Source organism: Pseudomonas sp. CCC4.1, assembly GCF_035019225.1.
Classification (GTDB): Bacteria; Pseudomonadota; Gammaproteobacteria; order Pseudomonadales; family Pseudomonadaceae; genus Aquipseudomonas; species Aquipseudomonas bubulae.
Genome location: NZ_JASJWL010000029.1, coordinates 39,776 through 57,972, shown reverse-complemented (window position 1 = coordinate 57,972; position 18,197 = coordinate 39,776). Strand labels below are relative to the sequence as shown.

Annotated in this window: 12 protein-coding genes; 1 reads left to right on the top strand and 11 read right to left on the bottom strand. The window is 59.4% G+C overall.

Annotation, left to right across the window (positions count from 1 at the left end; genetic code table 11):
• Positions 1-94: 94 nt before the first annotated feature.
• From garD to QN377_RS13435, 5 genes are all read right to left on the bottom strand, one after another.
• A complete protein-coding gene (garD, locus tag QN377_RS13455; protein WP_095018733.1) occupies positions 95-1,648 on the bottom strand; it encodes a galactarate dehydratase in 1,554 nt (517 codons plus the stop codon).
• 11 nt (positions 1,649-1,659) lie between these two features.
• Entirely contained in the window at positions 1,660-3,015 is a 1,356-nt protein-coding gene (locus QN377_RS13450) for an MFS transporter (protein WP_095018732.1), read from the bottom strand.
• A gap of 150 nt (positions 3,016-3,165) precedes the next feature.
• Positions 3,166-4,077: a 5-dehydro-4-deoxyglucarate dehydratase gene (gene kdgD, locus QN377_RS13445; protein ID WP_095002493.1), complete on the bottom strand. Its 912-nt coding sequence runs from the start codon at positions 4,075-4,077 to the stop codon at positions 3,166-3,168.
• Between the two features lie 353 nt (positions 4,078-4,430).
• Positions 4,431-5,180, bottom strand: coding sequence for a FadR/GntR family transcriptional regulator (locus tag QN377_RS13440; protein ID WP_095002585.1), 750 nt, complete (start codon positions 5,178-5,180; stop codon positions 4,431-4,433).
• A 263-nt stretch (positions 5,181-5,443) separates the two neighbouring features.
• Positions 5,444-10,156, bottom strand: a complete 4,713-nt coding sequence (locus QN377_RS13435) for an AAA domain-containing protein (protein ID WP_296303211.1) — start codon at positions 10,154-10,156, stop codon at positions 5,444-5,446.
• A 182-nt stretch (positions 10,157-10,338) separates the two neighbouring features.
• On the opposite strand from QN377_RS13435, the gene QN377_RS13430 reads away from it, so the two are divergent.
• Positions 10,339-13,308 carry an autotransporter outer membrane beta-barrel domain-containing protein gene (locus tag QN377_RS13430; RefSeq protein WP_322212312.1) on the top strand — a complete coding sequence of 990 codons (2,970 nt, stop codon included), beginning with the start codon at positions 10,339-10,341 and terminating at the stop codon, positions 13,306-13,308.
• A gap of 234 nt (positions 13,309-13,542) precedes the next feature.
• Here the strand turns inward: QN377_RS13430 and QN377_RS13425 are convergent, their stop codons facing one another.
• The 6 genes from QN377_RS13425 to QN377_RS13400 form a co-directional block, all read right to left on the bottom strand.
• Positions 13,543-14,121: a TerD family protein gene (locus tag QN377_RS13425; RefSeq protein ID WP_095002490.1), complete on the bottom strand. Its 579-nt coding sequence runs from the start codon at positions 14,119-14,121 to the stop codon at positions 13,543-13,545.
• Between the two features lie 39 nt (positions 14,122-14,160).
• The gene (locus tag QN377_RS13420; protein ID WP_016783512.1) at positions 14,161-14,736 is read right to left on the bottom strand and encodes a TerD family protein; all 576 of its coding nucleotides are present in this window, start codon (positions 14,734-14,736) and stop codon (positions 14,161-14,163) included.
• A 26-nt stretch (positions 14,737-14,762) separates the two neighbouring features.
• A complete protein-coding gene (locus QN377_RS13415) occupies positions 14,763-15,809 on the bottom strand; it encodes a TerC/Alx family metal homeostasis membrane protein (RefSeq protein WP_095002489.1) in 1,047 nt (348 codons plus the stop codon).
• Between the two features lie 7 nt (positions 15,810-15,816).
• Positions 15,817-16,266, bottom strand: a complete 450-nt coding sequence (locus QN377_RS13410) for a tellurite resistance TerB family protein (protein ID WP_322212311.1) — start codon at positions 16,264-16,266, stop codon at positions 15,817-15,819.
• A gap of 66 nt (positions 16,267-16,332) precedes the next feature.
• Positions 16,333-17,538, bottom strand: coding sequence for a TerD family protein (locus QN377_RS13405; protein WP_322212309.1), 1,206 nt, complete (start codon positions 17,536-17,538; stop codon positions 16,333-16,335).
• Positions 17,535-18,125: a TerD family protein gene (locus QN377_RS13400; protein ID WP_095002486.1), complete on the bottom strand. Its 591-nt coding sequence runs from the start codon at positions 18,123-18,125 to the stop codon at positions 17,535-17,537. The genes QN377_RS13405 and QN377_RS13400 overlap by 4 nt, the downstream gene beginning before the upstream one ends.
• Positions 18,126-18,197 lie beyond the last annotated feature (72 nt).

Here is an 18,197-nt window from a genome sequence, read left to right as displayed (position 1 = left end):
AGATGTGTATAAGAGACAGGCTCGCGAACGACCTTCGCGAGCAGGCTCGCTCCCACTGGAAGGTATCTACGGGGTTCGGGGGCACCTCACTGCTCTAGGTGATCGGCGCCGGATTGAACAGGGTGATGTCGTTGTGCAATTTGTGCTGCTCGGCCCAGGTGTGTTGTTTACCGCTGGCCACGTCCAGGTAGTAATGGAACAGCTCCCAGCCCAGTTCCTCGATGCTCGCGCGCCCGGTGGCGATGCGCCCGGCGTCGATATCGATCAGGTCCGGCCAGCGTCGGGCCAGCTCAGTACGGGTCGAGACTTTCACCACCGGTGCCATCGCCAACCCATACGGCGTGCCGCGACCTGTGGTGAATACGTGCAGGTTCATACCGGCGGCCAGTTGCAAAGTACCGCAGACAAAATCGCTGGCAGGCGTGGCACAAAAAATCAGGCCCTTGCCCTTGACCCGTTCGCCGGGCCCCAGCACGCCATTGATCGCGCTGCTGCCGGATTTGACGATGGAACCCAGGGACTTTTCGACAATATTCGACAACCCGCCTTTCTTGTTCCCCGGCGTGGTATTGGCGCTGCGATCCGCCTCACCCTTGGCCAGGTAACGGTCGTACCAGTCCATTTCGCGCACCAGTTCCCGGGCAACGGTTTCGGTTTCGGCGCGAGAGGTCAGCAAATAGATGGCGTCACGCACCTCGGTGACTTCGGAAAACAGCACCGTCGCCCCCGCCCGCAGCAACAGGTCAGAGGCATAACCCAGTGCCGGGTTGGCGGTGATGCCGGAGAACGCATCGCTGCCACCGCACTGCATGCCCAAAATCAGCTCGGACGCCGGTACGGTTTCGCGGCGACGCTGATCGAGTTTTTTCAACCGCACTTCGGCCAGCGCCATGATCTGTTCGATCATTTCGGTAAAGCCGTGGCTGGAGTCCTGCAAGCGGTACAACCACGGCTCGCTCAAGTCCACTGAGCTGTCGTTTTCGTGCATCACCTGGCCGGCCTGGAGCTTTTCGCAGCCCAGACTGATCACCAGCGCTTCGCCACCCAGGTTGGGGTTGCGCGCCAGGTTGCGCACGGTACGGATCGGGATATAGGCGTCGGTGGCGCTGATCGCCACGCCGCAGCCGTAGCTGTGGGTCAGGGCCACCACATCATCGACATGCGGGTAACGGGGCAACAACTCGTCCTTGATACGCTTGACCGCATGGTCCAGCACGCCGGTCACACACTGCACGGTGGTGGTGATGCCGAGGATATTGCGCGTCCCGACCGTGCCATCGGCGTTGCGATAACCCTCGAAGGTGAAGCCCTCAAGTGGCATTTGCGGTGCGGGAACATCGGTGGCCAGTGGCAGGCTATCGAGCGGCGGTGCGGTGGGCATGCGCAGTTGGTCCTCATTGACCCAACTGCCCCGCGCAATGGCTTGCAGGGCATAGCCGATCACCTGACCGTAGCGGATCACCTCGCCACCTTCGGCAATAGCCGCCAGCGTGACCTTGTGGCTCTGGGGGACAAAATCCACCGTCACCAGCCCGTCGGCAAACACAGTACCCGCCGGTACGCCCTGGTCGTTGACCACCACCGCGACATTATCCCGCGGGTGCAGGCGGATCGAGCGCGGTGAGTCGGAATGTTCAATCAACGTCATGACGCCGCTCCTCAACTATGGACAGGTAAAATGTCAGCGATTTTCGGGTCGCTGGTCGGTGGTTCTTTAAGTACCACACGCTTGATCGGGCCGACGATCACCAGATAGCTGAAGACCGCCACCAGTGCGTTGCAACCGACAAACACCAGCGCCCATTTGAACGAGCCGGTGGCACTGATGATGTAGCCAATGACGATCGGGGTAGTGATGGAGGCGATGTTACCGAAGGTATTGAACAGGCCGCCGCTCAAGCCGGCGATCTGCTTGGGCGAGGTGTCGGAAACCACGGCCCAGCCCAGTGCGCCCACGCCCTTGCCGAAGAAGGCCAGGGCCATAAAGCCCACCACCATCCATTCAATGTCCACATAGTTGCAGGCCACGATACTGCTCGATACCAGCAGGCCGGCGATGATCGGCGCCTTGCGGGCGAAGGTCAGGGAGTGGCCCTTGCGCAGCAGGTAATCGGAAATGACCCCGCCCAGCACGCCGCCGATAAACCCGCAGACCGCCGGCAGTGAGGCAATAAAGCCGGCCTTGAGGATGGTCATGCCGCGATCCTGCACCAGGTACACCGGGAACCAGGTCAGAAAGAAATAAGTGATGCCATTAATGCAGTACTGACCCAGGTAAACGCCGAGCATCATGCGATTGGTCAGCAGTTGGCGTATGTAGTACCACTTGGGGCCGTCGGCCTTTTTGCCTTTCTGGTCCATGTCGACCATGCCGCCGTTGTCGGCGATGTGTTTGAACTCCGCTTCGTTGATGCGCGGGTGCTCACGCGGGCTGTAGATCACTTTGAGCCAGATGCCCGAGAAGACGATGCCGAACACACCCATCACAATAAAGACGTGCTCCCAGCCGTAGGAATACACGATCCAGCCCATCAACGGTGCAAACAGCACGGTGGCAAAGTATTGCGCCGAGTTGAAAATAGCTGAGGCCGTGCCACGTTCGGCGGTGGGGAACCAGGCGGCCACGATGCGGGCGTTGCCGGGAAAGGACGGCGCTTCGGCCAACCCCACCAGAAAACGCAGCATGAAGAGCGCCACCACGGCCGTGGACATGCCGAACTCACCGACAAAGCCTTGCAGCACGGTGAACAGGGACCAGGTAAAGATGCTCAGGGCATAGATTTTTTTCGAGCCGAACCGGTCGAGCAACCAGCCACCGGGGATTTGCCCGGCCACATAGGCCCAGCCAAATGCGGAGAAGATATAGCCCAGGGTCACGGCGTCGATGCCGAGGTCTTTTTGCAGGCTGGAACCTGCGATGGCGATAGTGGCACGGTCGGCATAATTGATCGTGGTCACCAGAAAAAGCATGAGCAAAATCAAATAACGGACATGCGTCGGCTTGGTCGCTTGCATGTAGTACTACTCCCACTGATTATTTTTATGTGCGGGTTAATCTGTTTTGGCTGTAGCTGACGGGTGGAACTTATGTGGGAGCTGCGTGAGCCACCGATCGTATTCCTTTACGTAAAAAGCCGCTGATTACTCAGCGGCCTTGGTCATTGCTTACTGCGGGCCTTGCTTGTCGATCAAGGCTGCCAGTGCCTCGTACTCGTCCGGCAGCAGATCGGTCAGCGGGGTACGCACCGGGCCTGCGCCGTAACCGGAAATGGTGGCCCCGGCCTTGACGATGCTGACCGCGTAGCCGGCTTTGCGGTTGCGGATGTCCAGGTACGGCAGGAAGAACTCATCGATGATCTTGCCGATCGTGCCGTGATCGTCACGGGCCACCGCACGGTAGAACTCCATCGCGGTTTTCGGGATAAAGTTGAACACCGCCGAGGAGTAAACCGGTACGCCCAGTGCCTTGTAGGCAGCGGCGTACACTTCGGCCGTCGGCAAGCCGCCCAGATAGCTGAAGCGATCACCCAGGCGGCGACGGATCGACACCATCAATTCGATATCGCCCAGGCCATCCTTGTAGCCGATCAGGTTGGGGCAGCGCTCGGCCAGACGTTCCAGCAGCGGTGCGGTCAGACGGCAAACGTTGCGGTTGTAGACGATCACGCCGATGTTTACCGACTTGCACACAGCCTCAACGTGGGCGGCAACGCCGTCCTGGCTGGCTTCAGTCAGGTAATGCGGTAACAGCAGCAGGCCTTTGGCGCCCAGGCGCTCGGCTTCTTGAGCGTATTCGATGGCCTGGCGGGTCGAACCACCGACACCGGCCAGGATCGGCACGCTGGTAGCGCAGGTATCGACTGCGGTTTTGATCACTTGCGAATATTCGCTGGCTGCCAGGGAGAAGAACTCACCCGTGCCGCCAGCGGCAAACAGGGCCGAAGCGCCGTACGGAGCCAGCCATTCCAGACGTTTGATGTAACCCTCAGGGTGGAAATCACCTTGAGCATTGAAGTCGGTTATCGGAAAGGACAACAGACCGGAAGAGAGGATGGACTTCAGTTCTTGTGGATTCATTATTCGAACACCCTGGGAGCACATTGTGATGAGAAATACGTTAGCGATTCGTTGCGTCGTACGTCATCGTACAACTTAAAAAACGAACGTCAATCTCATTTCTTGAAATCGTGGCTGCCCTGGGGCGAATCAGTTTCGATAAAAACAAAAAAGCCCGTCTAGTACGGGCTTTGGTGGAGTGTGGTGAAAGTGAAATTTAATTTTTGGTAAGTGACAGGTTGTCGTAGAACAGCTCATCTTACGCAGCAATACCCGGTGGGAGGGGCTTGCTCGCCATGCAAGCGCCGCGTTCTGTCAGGCAATCCGCGTCGATACGATCGCGGCCAAGCCCGCTCCCACAGGTGGAGGACGCCCTACCCGCGCTGCGCCTCTGCCTCTTCATGGGCATGGCGCAGGCGCTCGCGGCTGTTGGTCAGGTGCAGGCGCATGGCAGCGCGGGCCGCTTCCGAATCCTGACGGGCAATAGCCTGGTAGATTTCTTCGTGTTCACGGTTCAGGCGGTCCATGTACTGCTGCTGGTCATCATGGGCCAGACGCGCCGAATTGAGCCGGGTTCGCGGGATAATGCTGGTGCCCAGGTGAGTCATGATGTCCGTGAAGTAGCGGTTGCCGGTCGACAGTGCAATCTGCAAATGGAACTGAAAATCCGAGGCCACGGCATCACCGTTACGCGCGGTGTTTTCATTCAGGGCATCCAGCGCCGCGCGCATTGCGGCCAGTTGTTCGGCACTGCGACGCTGCGCCGCCAGCCCTGCAGATTCAACCTCCAGGCTGATGCGCAACTCAAGAATCGCCAGCACATCGCGCAATGTGACGACAGTTGCCGGATCGATGCGAAAACCGCTCGGGCTCGGTGTATCCAGCACAAAGGTGCCGATGCCGTGTCGCGTCTCGACTTGCCCTGCGGCCTGCAGTCGGGAAATGGCCTCGCGCACCACCGTACGGCTAACACCATGGGCTTCCATGATCGCCGACTCGGTGGGCAACTTGTCGCCGCGCTTGAGCATGCCGTCGCGGATCTGCTCGGACAGCACCGTCACCAACTCTTGCGCCAGGCTGCGGCGCTTGCGAGGGAGGCGGGGTACGTCGTTGTGGTTTTCCATGGTGAACATTTTTCTCGAAATCAAAAGGATCGGAAGCATTGATGATTAAAGCAGCTGATCTATCGCCTTGGCCGACCTGAACACTGCGAAATCGCGCCCCCGTAGGGACGCATCATAGCTCAAGGTGGTTGTACGATCACCTGCTGACACATGACAACGCAAAACCCCAAGGGGGTGGCCTGCCTGTAATACAGGCGCTGCGGTCTGGCTGGCCGGGTCACGGTATCGCGAGCAGGTTCGCGCCTACTGTTCCCCGGCGACCATCAGACGGTCAGTGGCAAAGACTGCTCAGCCTCGACATCGCTCACGGCCAATGTGTCGTCCGGTACCCAGAACAAAAACGGATCTTTGGCCGGACGGTTATCATGGGCCCGCACACGGCCCTCCTCGGTGACTGTTCCTGCGCGTTCAAAGCCATATACCCGACGGCGCTCGACATGAATGCTCGGCGCCGCGCCTTCGCCGCTGGCAGGCTCGATGTTCATTGCCTTCAAGGTAGCCAGCAAATCATCAATGATCTGCTGACGATCAAGGGTAAAAGCCGATGCAAAGCAACGCCAGAAACGCCAGCCCGCCCGCTCCAGAATACGCTGGCGACGCATGTCGCTGTCCCAGCGGTCCGGGCCGTGGAAGCGGTCGCCGTCACATTCGATGGCCAGGCGACTGTCGTTGTCGCCCTCGACCACCATGTCGATGCGATACGCGCCAACGCCCACCTGCGGAATCACCCGATAGCCACGCTGGGTCAGCTCATCGTACATCTCCTGCTCGAAGCCGGATTCGCACAACTCGCGCAGATCACTGACCTGCGCAGCATCCTGGGTAAAAGGGGTTTCAAAGTGCTCAATCAGGCCGCGGCGCAAACTGTCCACAGGGCTGAGGTCGGTCAGCTCGACACTGCGCACCAGGTACATGCGATCCCGTGCCCGCGAAGCGGCCACGTTGAAGCGCTGGGCTATCGAGTCGCGGCTGTTGGCAAAGCAATCGCCGGGAGAGGCCACCATGCTCAGGAACATGATGTCGCGCTCCTTGCCCTGGAACGTGCGGGCATCGCCACAGCTGATCTGGAACTGGGTAATAGCCTCTTCACCCAGCTCCTTGGTCAGCATCTGCATGATCTTTTGCGCTTGCTCGGCGCCCAGCAGCGAGACCACGCCGATGCTGCGTCCAGTGATCTGCGGCAGGGCGATCAGGCGGCGAATTTCCTCGACGATCACCTGGGCTTCGCCAAGGTTGAACTTGCCTTTCTTCTCCCCGTCCATCACCAGCAGATCCACCAGCGGCGGGTCAAGACGCTCAGTCATCAACGGCAGGCGCAGCGGTTTGAGTTCGTGGTTGTAGAACTCTCGCTTGGAGTATTCGATGATCGGCGCCACACAGCGAAAATGCTCGCGCAGCATGGTGCCGCTCTTGGCAAATACCACTTTGAACAGGTCATACAGCGAACGCTCGGGCGACATCAAGGGCCGATACAGGCCCACCTGATTGCCCAGAAAGCGCGCCATCATGTTCTGCACGCGCTCTTCTTCCATGCCGATACCATCGGGCGATACTTGTTTGTCATCGCCCACCACCAGCACTTTTTTCGCCCGCAGCAACGCCGGCAATGCACTGAGATCCGACTGCGACGCTTCGTCGATAATCACCAGGTCAAAGGCACCGTACTGCGCGGGCAGGCTTTCGCAAATGCGGTAATGCGGCATGATCCAGCACGGGATGGCCGAGATCGCCACATCGGCCGCCAGTCGCGCATCCTGACGATAACGCCCGGCGCGTACGCCGGTGCCCTTGCCGATCTTGCGGATTGCGGTGCGGTACAGCTCAAGGGCTGCCCTGACACTCGGCGTGGCGTTTTCCGACAGCCGCAGCCAGGTTCGTTTGACCACCGCATCCTGATAAAGACGCGACAGACTCAGCTCCAGCTCACCGCGTAACTTGAACAATCGCTTGAGGTCTTCGCGTCCGTCGATGCTTTCGAGGTAGCGGGCCAGACGGCTCAGGCGCCACACATCCAGGCAGTTGTCCGGGAGCAGGCCGTCGACCGGCCCGACGACCGGCTCTTCACGCAAACGGGCGGCCCAGAGCAGGCCGCCGCTTTGCGCGATCAGGTCGGTTACCCGCTGTACGGTCTCAAGGGCACTGGCCAGGGCCATCACCCGGCGCAACTCGTCCATCAGCGCGGACCACCGGGTTTGCAGTAAGGCGGTATCAACCTGAGGCTGACCAAGGCTCAAATCCAGAAAGCCTTGCAACTGCTCACTGATATCGCCACCACACCCGGCCAGGGCTTTGTTGAAGGTTTCCTTGATGGCCCAGGTGGCCGCCAGGCGATGGCGTATCAGGTAGTGTCGCAGGATGCTTTCGGCCTCGGCCAATACCGATGCGTTGCTGCGCAACTGGCTAACCTCGGCCCAGTCCGGGAGCAGCTGCTTGAGTTCGCGGTGGGCACGGGCTTCGCCCTGCTCTGTGAGCACAATGGCATCGAACTGCTCGATCGCCCGGGCCGCTGCCATCAGTTGTTCGGCGTCGGTTTCCAGCGTCGGCAAGGGTATTTCGGCGGCCAGCGCATTCCAGCGCAGCAGCAAGGTACGGCTGTGTTGCTGGAAGTGCACAAAGGCTTGCACATGCTGCCAGTCCTGGTCGCTTTGCGGCTTGCTGCCCAACACCACAATGGTGTCCAGCAACTGTTTTTGCGTGCCCTTGCCAAGCAGGCCGGACAAGCCGAACGGGCGTCGCCCCTGGGCCATGTTATCGATAGCTGCTACCACCTCGGGTTGCGCATGCAACTCGAACGACAGGCTTACCGGTCGTGCCACAAAGGCCTTGCGCCCTGCCAGCGCGTCTTCGATCTCGCCCTTGAGGCTGGCAAACAGCGCCAGCACATCATCGTTGCCACCACGCATCAGACAAGCCTGCATGGGCGCGGCCCAGCTGTGGGCCGAGGTGCTGATCTGTGTGCGCAGGGTTTGCAGTTGGCCCAAATGCTCGACCAGCGCCTGGGCCTGCTCCAGGGTTTCGGCACTGTTATCCAGCAGGCGCGGCACTTCGCCGGTGCTTTCCTTGAGCTGCAGCTGGCTTTCCTGAGCCAGATCCTGATGCACCTGAATCAGTGTCTGCGCGTCCGGGAAGTCAGCCAGCTGCGGCAGTTTCTGGCCCAGGTAGGCCAGTGAGTCCTTGAGTTCAAGCCGGGCTTCGCGCAAGGCGATGATGTCTTGCAACGTAAAGCGCGGACGATACGCTTCGTCCACGCCGATCCGGTCGGTAAAACCGCTGATTTCATCTTGGGCCGCCGCAACCTGCAAGGCCGCATGGGTAGGGCTCAGGCGCTCACCGTCGATCTCCAGGTCCGACAGATTACGCTCGGCCCAATGAGTGATCTCACGATCAACGCCGGCCATCTGACCATGAAGGGTGTTGATTTCGTCGTCAATCTGGCCGATTTCGCGCTTATACAGCGCACGATCGATGCGCTGTACTTCAGCTGAGATCTTTTGAATGGCAAACTCGAACTGCTTCATGCCGTCCGCTTCACTGCTCAACAAACTGATTGCCAGCGGACGTATGGCTTCCGGGAGTTTTTCCTGCAGCACCGCCAGGGCCGGGTCTTTCATCGACGTCACCAGCACCCGCTTGCCATTGGCCAGGTAATGGCTGATGACGTTGGCGATGGTATGGGTCTTGCCCGTACCGGGCGGGCCCTGCACCACAACGCCATCGTGCACTTGCAGCAGCTGGATGATTTGCACCTGCTCATCGTTGTACGGTTTGGGGAAATACAGCTCCTGCGCTTTTGCCGCCGGCGCATCATCCCCCTGGGTACCGCTGACGTAGGACAAACCACGAAACGGTGGCAGGACCACATCTTCCAGCACACTGGACGGTTCGGTGAGAATGGCCCGCAAGGCCGCCGGCAGCTCACCGGCCTCCTCGATCCCGGCTTCAAAGCGACCCAGGTCTTCAATAAACATATTGCTGTCGCGGGCGCGGGCAAACAGGCACCAGGTATCGGTGACACACAAGAACTCGGCAGCCTTGGGGACGGATCGATCACCCTCGGCCAGCGTCACCGGCAAAAACTGACCATGGGCATCGAGCAGGGTCGATGCTGAACGAATCACCGGCTCGTAGCTGGCGGCGTTGAACGGGCTGATGCCGGCCTGATCCTGTTGGAAAAAATCCTTGGCCAGGGTTGCCAGCGGCCCGACACCGGCAATATCGGCCGCCACATAGGCATCCACTTCCAGGCGTGGCTCGGCAGCGCGCGGACGCACTTCAATGGCCATGCTGTCGGGGTTGATGGCGATCTCCACCAACTGGCTAATTAACGGGTAATGGATGACACCGACCACGGGATGTTCCCACGTCGAAACCCCCAGGCCCCACACCAGTTCCAGCTGCGCATCCCCCAGGTTGCCCTGCATCTGTTGAACCAGCATAAAAAGCTCGGCATACAGTTCGATGCTTTTGCGCCGCTGTTTTTCCTCAGCGGCCCACAGGCGCCAGGCCGTTTGGCTGTAAGACTTGAATTGCGCACGGATCTCGCCAGCATCCAGGCAGTCTTCCAGATTGACCCACTCTTCGACAGCGACGTCTTCCCCGATCTGCAGGGCTACAGGCATCAAGCGCGAGCGTTCGTCCTCGGAGATCGCCGTGCTGTTGATCAGGACCTCCCGTGCCAGGCGGACCTTGAGTGCCGGTTCGGTCTGCGGCGTGCCCTTGAGTTCGATCCACAACCCCAGCAGCGGGCTGAGGGGCGCCGGTGGCTTGCGCTCATGCAGACGTTCGAGCTGCAGCCAGACTTCGTCTTCCTCGCCGTTGTGCAGATCCAGGCTGACCCCGGGCAACGCCCGCAATTTTTCTTCGCTGGCACTGAAGGCGCTGTGTTGGCTAAGGGTTAACGCCGGCCGCTTTTGCATCAGCGCGGTCTGTTTAACAAATTCAATCAGGCCGGCAAGACGGGCACGTACTGTTTCCATGGGTGAGCTGAACCACTTCGATAAGGGGGCACTTCGACAGAATCTGGAAGCGCCGAGTAAAAGCGAAATTTCTTACAATGGCCGACACGATACAGAGGTTCTGGTGGTATTCGGATACATCATTTTGTAAAACCTGTTCGCTATACATGACGACCTTATTATTACAAAAAAGGTCGTTCGTCATGCCCGCCTCACCCCAGCGTCTTGCGCTCACCCTTGCACTGCTGAGTACCAGCTGTTTATCCCCTGTGGCGTTTGCCAAAGCGGCCCTCCTCAGCACCGCCAGCACCGACAGCCTGACCCTCAATGGCAACGACACCCTGACGTTGACGCCCAGCGGCAGCCTGACCTCCACCAAGGTGGCGGTCACTCTGAAAGACGACACCCGCGGCTCAGGTGTCGTCATCGACAACGCCGGCAGCTTGATCTCGACAGGCGGGCGAGCCATCGATACCAGCGGCAGTACCCGTGGTGAACGCAACTACAGCATTATCAATCGCAGCGGCGCGACGATTCAGGGCAGTAACGATGCTTTGCGAATCGACACCAATTTCACCAGTGGCAGTGTGTTGATCGACAACAGTGGCACTGTGCGCTCGACCGGCAGTGGCCAGGCCATCGACCTCGACTCGCTGCGCAGCGAGGGTGTCCAGACCACCCTTATCAACCGCGAGGGTGGGCTGATCCGCGGCGAATTCAGTGACGGCATGAAAACCGGTTCCAACGCCACAATCCTCAACTACGGCGAGATTTCATCGGGTGATGCCCTGACCGACGACAACAAATTCGACGGCATCGATATTGACTCGGCAACCGGCGTGACCGTGACCAACCACGGCACCCTTTCAGGTGGTCGCCACGGCATGACCACCGATCTGGGCGCAACCCTGGTCAACTACGGCGAAGTCACCGGGCGCAACGGTTCGGGCTTTGGTTCGGACGGCAACGGCACCGTGATCAATTACGGCACCATCACCGGCGCCTATTCCGGGCTCAAGCCCAACGGTGACGGCGATGGCGTGGATATCGACCTGATCGCCCATATCGAAAACTATGGGGTGATTCAGGGCACCGGCGCCGGTGGCGTCGATAAAAACGGCTTTGCCAATGGCAGCGAAGGTATCGCCCTTGGCGGGGGTTATCTCTACAACGCCGAAGGTGCACTCATCAGTGGCGCCAACAATGCGGTGCTGGTGGATGACGGCAGCGATGGCCCCGGGGTCGCGGCCACCCGACTGATCAATAACGGCACAATCAAAGGGCTGGACGGTTTTGCCGTCAGATTTGTGGGAGAGTTCGATGATGTGGTCAGCAACAAGGGTCTGATCAGTGGCAGCAATGGTCTGGCCCTGGACCTCGGCGGCGGCGATGACCACCTGACCCTGGGCAGCGCCAGCCGCTTCGACGGCCTGGTGGATGGCGGTAGCGGCTACGACCGGGTGACATTGGATGACCCGGCCGGTGGCCGCTTCGGCAATAGCCAGAACGTTGAATGGCTGGATGTGAAGTCCGGCAGCTGGATCCTCACCAGCCACAACGACTTCAGTGACGGCGGCGAGGTGTTCAGCGGCGCCCGCCTGGTCAACCTGGGAGCCATCAGCGGCGCTATCACTGTCGATGAAGGTGGCATGTATGCCGGTGGTGGCAGCGTCGCCAACCTGCAGGTCAACGGCACGCTGCAAACCGACACGCAGCTGGGCAGCGCCACCATCAGCCATGACTTGACCCTGAGCAGCGGCGCGACCCTGGCCTATGGCGTCAATGCCGATGGCAGCAGCGCACCGGTGCAGGTTGGCGGCACCGTCCACCTCAATGGCTCGACCCTGGCCATCAATGCCGGTAGCGGTACCTATCCGTGGCTAAGCCAGTACAGGGTGCTGAACGCAGCGGCCATCGACGGCACCTTTGGCAAAGTCACCAGCGATTACGCCTTCCTCACCCCGACCCTCAACTACACCCCCACCAGCGTCGAGCTGACCTATGCGCGCAATGACGTAGCATTTACCGATTATGCCAGCAGCGCCAACGGCCACAGTGCGGCCATCGGCCTGAGCCAGCTAAAGGCCGGCAACGCGCTGTATAACGCCCTGCTCAACACCTCGGCACAGACGGCGGGCGCCGCCATCGAGCAGCTATCCGCCAGTAGCAATGCGAGCCTGGGCAGCGCCACACTGGGCGCCTCTTTGCAGGTGGGCAGCAGCATGCTGGCGGCCATGCAGTCGTTGGGCGCAGGCGGTGGCCTACAGGTTGCCAGTGCCGCCAGTGACACCCCTGCCCTGGCCGCCACGGGCCTGGTGCCGGGCGTGCGCAACCTCAACGACCCGAATGCCCGGGGCAGGCTCTGGCTGCAGGGCCTGGGCAGCTATGGCCGGCTGGACGCAATCCACGGCAACAGCGACCTGACCCAACGTACCAAAGGCGGTGTACTGGGTGCCGACTGGGCGCTAACCCCGGACTGGCGCATGGGTGTACTGGGCGGCTACTCAAAAACCGACGTGGACAGCACCGGCATGGAGGGCAGGGTCAACAGCTGGCACGCGGGCGCCTATGCCATTCACCAGAGCGGTGCGCTGGCCCTGCGCCTGGGGGCGGCGTATAGCGGCCATAACGGCGACAGCAAACGCAGCTTGATATTCAACGGCTTCAGCGATCAGCCCAAGGGGGACTACCACGCCAGCAGCCAGCAGGCTTTTGCCGAACTGGGCTACGCCCTGGGTAGCGGTCGTCTGAGTGCCGAGCCGTATGCCAACCTGGGTTATCAGCGTTATCAACGTGACAGCTACACCGAAAAAGGCGGTGCCGCGGCGTTGCAGGTTGACCGGCAAACCCAGGACAACTTCAGTAGCACCCTGGGTGTACGGCTGGCGCATCTGAACCAGCTCGAAAACGGCATGAGCATCACACCCCGCCTGAGCGCTGGCTGGAAACACCTCTATGGTGATGTCGGCAGCTCAACCACCCAGGCCTTTGTGCTGGGCGGATCGGCCTTTGATGTCGAGGGCAGTGCGCTGGATCGCAACTCGCTGGTGCTGGAGGCCGGGCTGGATCTTGGCGTCTCTGCCAGGCAGACCCTGGGGGTGAGCTATACCGGCGATATCGGCAGCAACAGCCGCAACCACGGGCTGATGGGGCAGTGGCAGATGAGGTTTTGATCAAGCGGTGCGTGGAATACTTGTAGCAGCGGCCGAGGAACGAAGGCTGCGTTCGAGGGCGAAGACCTCGTAAAACCTGAGCGTTCAATCTATCTGATGCAGCGAAGTGTCTGATTTCACGACGGCTTCGCCGCCGAACGCAGCCTTCGTTCCTCGGCAGCTGCTACAGGTGTTTATACACAAAAAAAAGGCCCTCCCCGATACCGGGGAGGGCCTTTCGTTTAACGCTGGGGGTTAGCCCAGGTTAACGCCAAAGTTCGAAGCCAATGGCGCCAGGCCACCGGCAAAGCCCTGACCAATTGCCTTGAACTTCCACTCTTCGCCATTGCGATACAGCTCGCCGAAAACCATCGCGGTTTCGGTCGAAGCGTCTTCGCTCAGGTCAAAACGTGCCAGCTCCTTGCCGTCAGCCTTGTTCAGAACGCGAATGTAAGCGTTGGATACCTGACCGAAGTTTTGCTTGCGGCCATCCGCTTCGTGAATGGTCACCGCGAAAGCCAGTTTTTTGGCTTCTTGCGACAGACCCGACAGGTTGACGTTTACTTGCTCATCATCACCGTCGCCGGCGCCCGAGCGGTTGTCGCCCTGGTGCACAACGTTGCCGTCGGGCGAAGTCTTGTTGTTGTAGAACACAAAGCTGCCGTCGTTCAGCACTTTGCCGTTCTCACCAACGATAAACACCGAGGCGTCCAGGTCGAACTCCTGACCGTCAGTAACCCGTGGGTCCCAACCCAGGCCTACAACCACTTCGGTCAGGCCAGGTGCTTCTTTGGTCAGGGAGACGTTGCCGCCTTTACTCAGACTTACTGCCATGTTCGTGAACCCTTATATGAAAAGTTGATGGGGTGCAGATTAAAACTTCAGGCCGTAGCTTTCCGCCAATGGCTTGAGACCGCCAGCAAAGCCCTGGCCCACAGCGCGGAACTTCCACTCGGCGCCATTGCGATACAGCTCGGCAAAGATCATCGCGGTTTCGGTGCTGGCGTCTTCTGCCAGGTCATAACGCGCCACTTCACTGTTGTTGTCCTGGTTCACAATGCGGATGAAAGCATTGCGCACCTGACCGAAGTTTTGACGGCGAGCGTCAGCTTCGTGAATGGTCACGGTAAACGCGATCCGGTCGATGTCGGCGGGTACTTTGGACAGGTCGACCTTGATCGCCTCGTCATCGCCGTCGCCTTCACCGGTACGGTTGTCGCCCGTGTGTTCAACCGAGCCGTCCACGCTTTTGAGCTGGTTGTAAAAAATGAAATCGGAGTCAGCGCGTACTTTACCGTCAGCCTTGAGCAAGAAAGCGCTCGCATCCAGGTCGAAGTCTTGACCATCGGTGGAGCGAGCATCCCAGCCCAGACCCACGAGGACTTTGGTCATCCCGGGGGCTTCTTTGGACAGAGACAGGTTGCCGCCTTTGGAAAGGGAAAGTGCCATGTGTAATTCTCCTTAGTAATGTGCGATCAAGCTTTCGTGTCGTTGTTAACGTCGGATTGCTCTTCTTCCTTACCGGGAAAGATGATGCTGGCCACGATACCGATAGCCAAGACCACCAACACCACAATCAGACTGGTGTTTGGATCAATTTCATAACCATGGCCAAACAGGTGATCGGTTGCGTTCAGGGCCAGCTTGCCGGCGATAAAGAACAACAGGGCGATAACCGCTTTTTCCAGGTGCACCAGGTAGCGTTTCAGTGCTTCGAGAACGAAGTACATGGTCCGCAGACCCAGAATGGCGAACATCATGGCCGAGTACACGATCAAGGGTTCACGGCTCACAGCAATCACTGCCGGTACGGAGTCGAAGGCAAACAGAATGTCTGAAACCTCAACCACCACCACACACAAAAACAGTGGGGTAGCAAAAAGAGCGCCCTTGCCTACAAGAGTCATTCCCTTGTTCTGCGGCTTCGTGATCTCTTTTTCAAGCTCTTTGCGTGAAACAAAGAAATTATGCCCGTGCAGTTTCGGCCAGACCGGGAACAGTTTTTTCGCAAAACGGTAGGCGATGTGCTTGGAGTAATCCTCCTCCTCATCCTCTTCCTTGCTGCGCAACATCATCACTGCGGTCCAGGCCACGACCACGGCAAACAGCACTTCGACCCAAGGGCCAAACGCCAGCAGGCCAGTACCGATTGCCACGAAAATCAGGCGGAACACAATGGCGCCGATGATGCCCCAGTACAGAACCCGGTGACGCAATGCGTCCGGGATCTTGAACCAGGCAAAGATCGCCATGAACACGAACAGGTTGTCGACGCTGAGTACTTTCTCCAGCGCATAACCGGTAACGAACAGGCTGGCCACACTTGGGCCGTGGGCCACATACAGGTAGCCCGCAAACATGAGCGAGATCACCACCCAGAACACCGACCAGACGGCGGCGTTGGTCAGCGAGACCGGTTTATCGCTTTTGTGGGTAAACAGGTCGATTGCCAGAGCAATGACCGCCAGAGCCACAAATACAGCGATGGTAGTTGGCGGAAAGCCAATTGCCGTGTTTTCCATGATGTCCTCAGAGATCAAAATCGCCAGGGTTCAGCCCCAGCTCATTGCAGATAGTGCGGCAGGCAGCCCGCTCACTTTCATCGAAGTTACCGTCGGCGCTACCGATTGCGCAGCAAACACGCACCAGCAGGCGGGCGGCATCTTCTTTTTTACGTAGCTGACCGATAGATTTCAGCGCTTCAGCGCGACCGATCTGCTGGTCAAATTCAAACTTTTCACACACGGAGTTGAAAGCTTTGATCACGTCCTTGACGTCAAAGACCTTCAACTCATTGGAGTTTTGAATAAATCCGACCATTTTCTGTTTTTCGTCGCTGCTGATATTGCCATCGGCAGCGGCCACCAGTGCGCAACCGGAAACCACGGCTTCCATAAACTCACGGTTCTTGAATTTGCTGACTTCCGCCGAGAGCTTGTCACGGGCGGCGCTTGCGTTGGTTTTGAGCCATTCGAGCATTGGAGTCACCTTGTCAGAAATTGCAGGTACGGCGCCTGTTTCATCAGGCGGCCACTTACAGAGCGCTCATTTGGAGCCGGCAGCCCAGCGCATACCCCAACCAAACGCTTTATCCATGTCAGAGTGGCCCTTGAAGAATTCAACCCGACGGTTGACCTTCACACTGCCACCGACGTTTTCGAGCAAAGCAATGGCGCACATGCCTTTGGTCCCGCCCTCTTCGCTCAGGCGCACTTCAATCGGCGGCTCACCCGGGATGTACAAGGTGATGACACCGTCAGTCGCCTGCCAGTTCGGGGCACCTTCGTAGATGAACGCGTAAACCAGCACGCGACGCATCTTGCGCCACTCCTTGCCATTGATGCGCAACCACTCGCCGTCACTTACCGAGCCGGTGCGGTCGTCGCCCATCAACTGGATAAACGGCTCGTCACGGAAATCACCGAAGGCATTGCCCAGGGCCTGTACCGCGCCTTTGCGGCCGTTCTCCATTTCGTACAGGCAGCCCACGTCCAGGTCGATCCCGCCCGACTTGCCGCGCAGCGAGGCAAAGAAGCCGCCGCCCCCGACGTTGGGGTTGGTACGGTTCCAGTTGAGGTTGATCTTGATCTCGCCGAAGTCACCGTCCTTTTTCTCAAGGCTGATGGACGGACGCTGCTTGTCCAGGGTGATCTTCGACAGATTGATCTTCGCTGCCGGTGCCGGTGCTGGTGCTGGAGGCGCTGGAGGTGGCGTCGGCGCTGCTGCCGGAGCAGGAGCAGGAGCAGGAGCCGCAATATCAACCCCAAAGTGCTCGGCCAAGGGCGCAAGGCCACCGGCAAAGCCCTGTGCTACGCAGCGGAACTTCCACACGCCCTGACGGCGATAGAACTCGCCAAGGATCAACGCGGTTTCCTGCATGCCCTGGGTCGGAATCGGTGCTTCGATGCCGCCGCTCACCGTTACGGTCAACTGCGGGAAGGCGTCGAAACGGGCCTTGTTCTCATAGATGGTTGCGGTGAGGGCGACTTTTTCGATGGCCTGATCAATGGCGTCCAGATTGACGCTGAACACACTGCGACCTGCAGCCGATTCCACCAGCTTGACCGCGCCATTGTTGACGCTTTGCTGGCCGAAGAAGCACATGTCGTTGTCGCCACGCACCTTGCCCGACTCATTGAGCAAAAACGCAGAAACGTCCAGGTCCGCGCCGGTCACCGGGGTATAGCTGACGGTGACGCTCAGGGTACCGCTGGCAACGCCGGTGTTGGCGCCCGGGGTCAATGTGGTCATGAGCGCACCGCCTGGGCTGCGTCAGTGGCCAGATCCTGGGCGGTACGGCCATTGGCCACGGTGCCGATGGCGGTCAGGTCCCAGCCCGCCGATGTGCGGCTGATGTATGCCATGACCACGCCGGTGTGACGGCCCTTGTCCGACAGGTTGAAGCGCGCCAGCTCTTTGCCGGTCAGCTCGTCAACGATACGGCAGTAGGCGTTTTCTACCGCTTCGAAATTTTGCCCGGTAAACGAGTTCACGGTAAACACCAGGTGCTTGACCCCGGCCGGCAGCTGCTCCAGGTTGACCTGGATCGACTCGTCGTCGCCATCGCCCTCACCCGTGCGGTTGTCGCCGGAGTGCACGATGGAGCCGTCTTTGGACTTGAGCTGGCGAAACCACACCAGGTCCAGCGGTTGTTTGGCACTGTCGAGCAGGATGCACGAAGCATCCAAGTCGATGGCGGTATCACTGCTCAGCAGCTTGGCGAAAAAACCGCTGGGCTTGACCGGATCCCAGCCCAGGCCCATGCGAATTTTCTTGAGACCGGCTCCCGCTTCTTTCTCGAGAGAGATGGTTTGATTCTTGGACAGCGAAATGGCCATGAAACGTCTCCTTGTCTGCACTGAAGCACGATAGGTAATTACTGATTATTGACATGCTTTGCTTGCGCCTGG

Excerpts from the sequence above, each read along its gene's own strand:
- QN377_RS13425 (WP_095002490.1), bottom strand. The coding sequence starts at position 14,121 with ATGGCAGTAAGTCTGAGTAAAGGCGGCAACGTCTCCCTGACCAAAGAA.
- QN377_RS13420 (WP_016783512.1), bottom strand. The coding sequence starts at position 14,736 with ATGGCACTTTCCCTTTCCAAAGGCGGCAACCTGTCTCTGTCCAAAGAA.
- QN377_RS13450 (WP_095018732.1), bottom strand. The coding sequence starts at position 3,015 with ATGCAAGCGACCAAGCCGACGCATGTCCGTTATTTGATTTTGCTCATG.
- QN377_RS13405 (WP_322212309.1), bottom strand. The coding sequence starts at position 17,538 with ATGACCACATTGACCCCGGGCGCCAACACCGGCGTTGCCAGCGGTACC.
- garD (WP_095018733.1), bottom strand. The coding sequence starts at position 1,648 with ATGACGTTGATTGAACATTCCGACTCACCGCGCTCGATCCGCCTGCAC.
- QN377_RS13440 (WP_095002585.1), bottom strand. The coding sequence starts at position 5,180 with ATGGAAAACCACAACGACGTACCCCGCCTCCCTCGCAAGCGCCGCAGC.
- QN377_RS13400 (WP_095002486.1), bottom strand. The coding sequence starts at position 18,125 with ATGGCCATTTCGCTGTCCAAGAATCAAACCATCTCTCTCGAGAAAGAA.
- QN377_RS13410 (WP_322212311.1), bottom strand. The coding sequence starts at position 16,266 with ATGCTCGAATGGCTCAAAACCAACGCAAGCGCCGCCCGTGACAAGCTC.
- QN377_RS13415 (WP_095002489.1), bottom strand. The coding sequence starts at position 15,809 with ATGGAAAACACGGCAATTGGCTTTCCGCCAACTACCATCGCTGTATTT.
- QN377_RS13430 (WP_322212312.1), top strand. The coding sequence starts at position 10,339 with ATGCCCGCCTCACCCCAGCGTCTTGCGCTCACCCTTGCACTGCTGAGT.
- kdgD (WP_095002493.1), bottom strand. The coding sequence starts at position 4,077 with ATGAATCCACAAGAACTGAAGTCCATCCTCTCTTCCGGTCTGTTGTCC.
- QN377_RS13435 (WP_296303211.1), bottom strand. The coding sequence starts at position 10,156 with ATGGAAACAGTACGTGCCCGTCTTGCCGGCCTGATTGAATTTGTTAAA.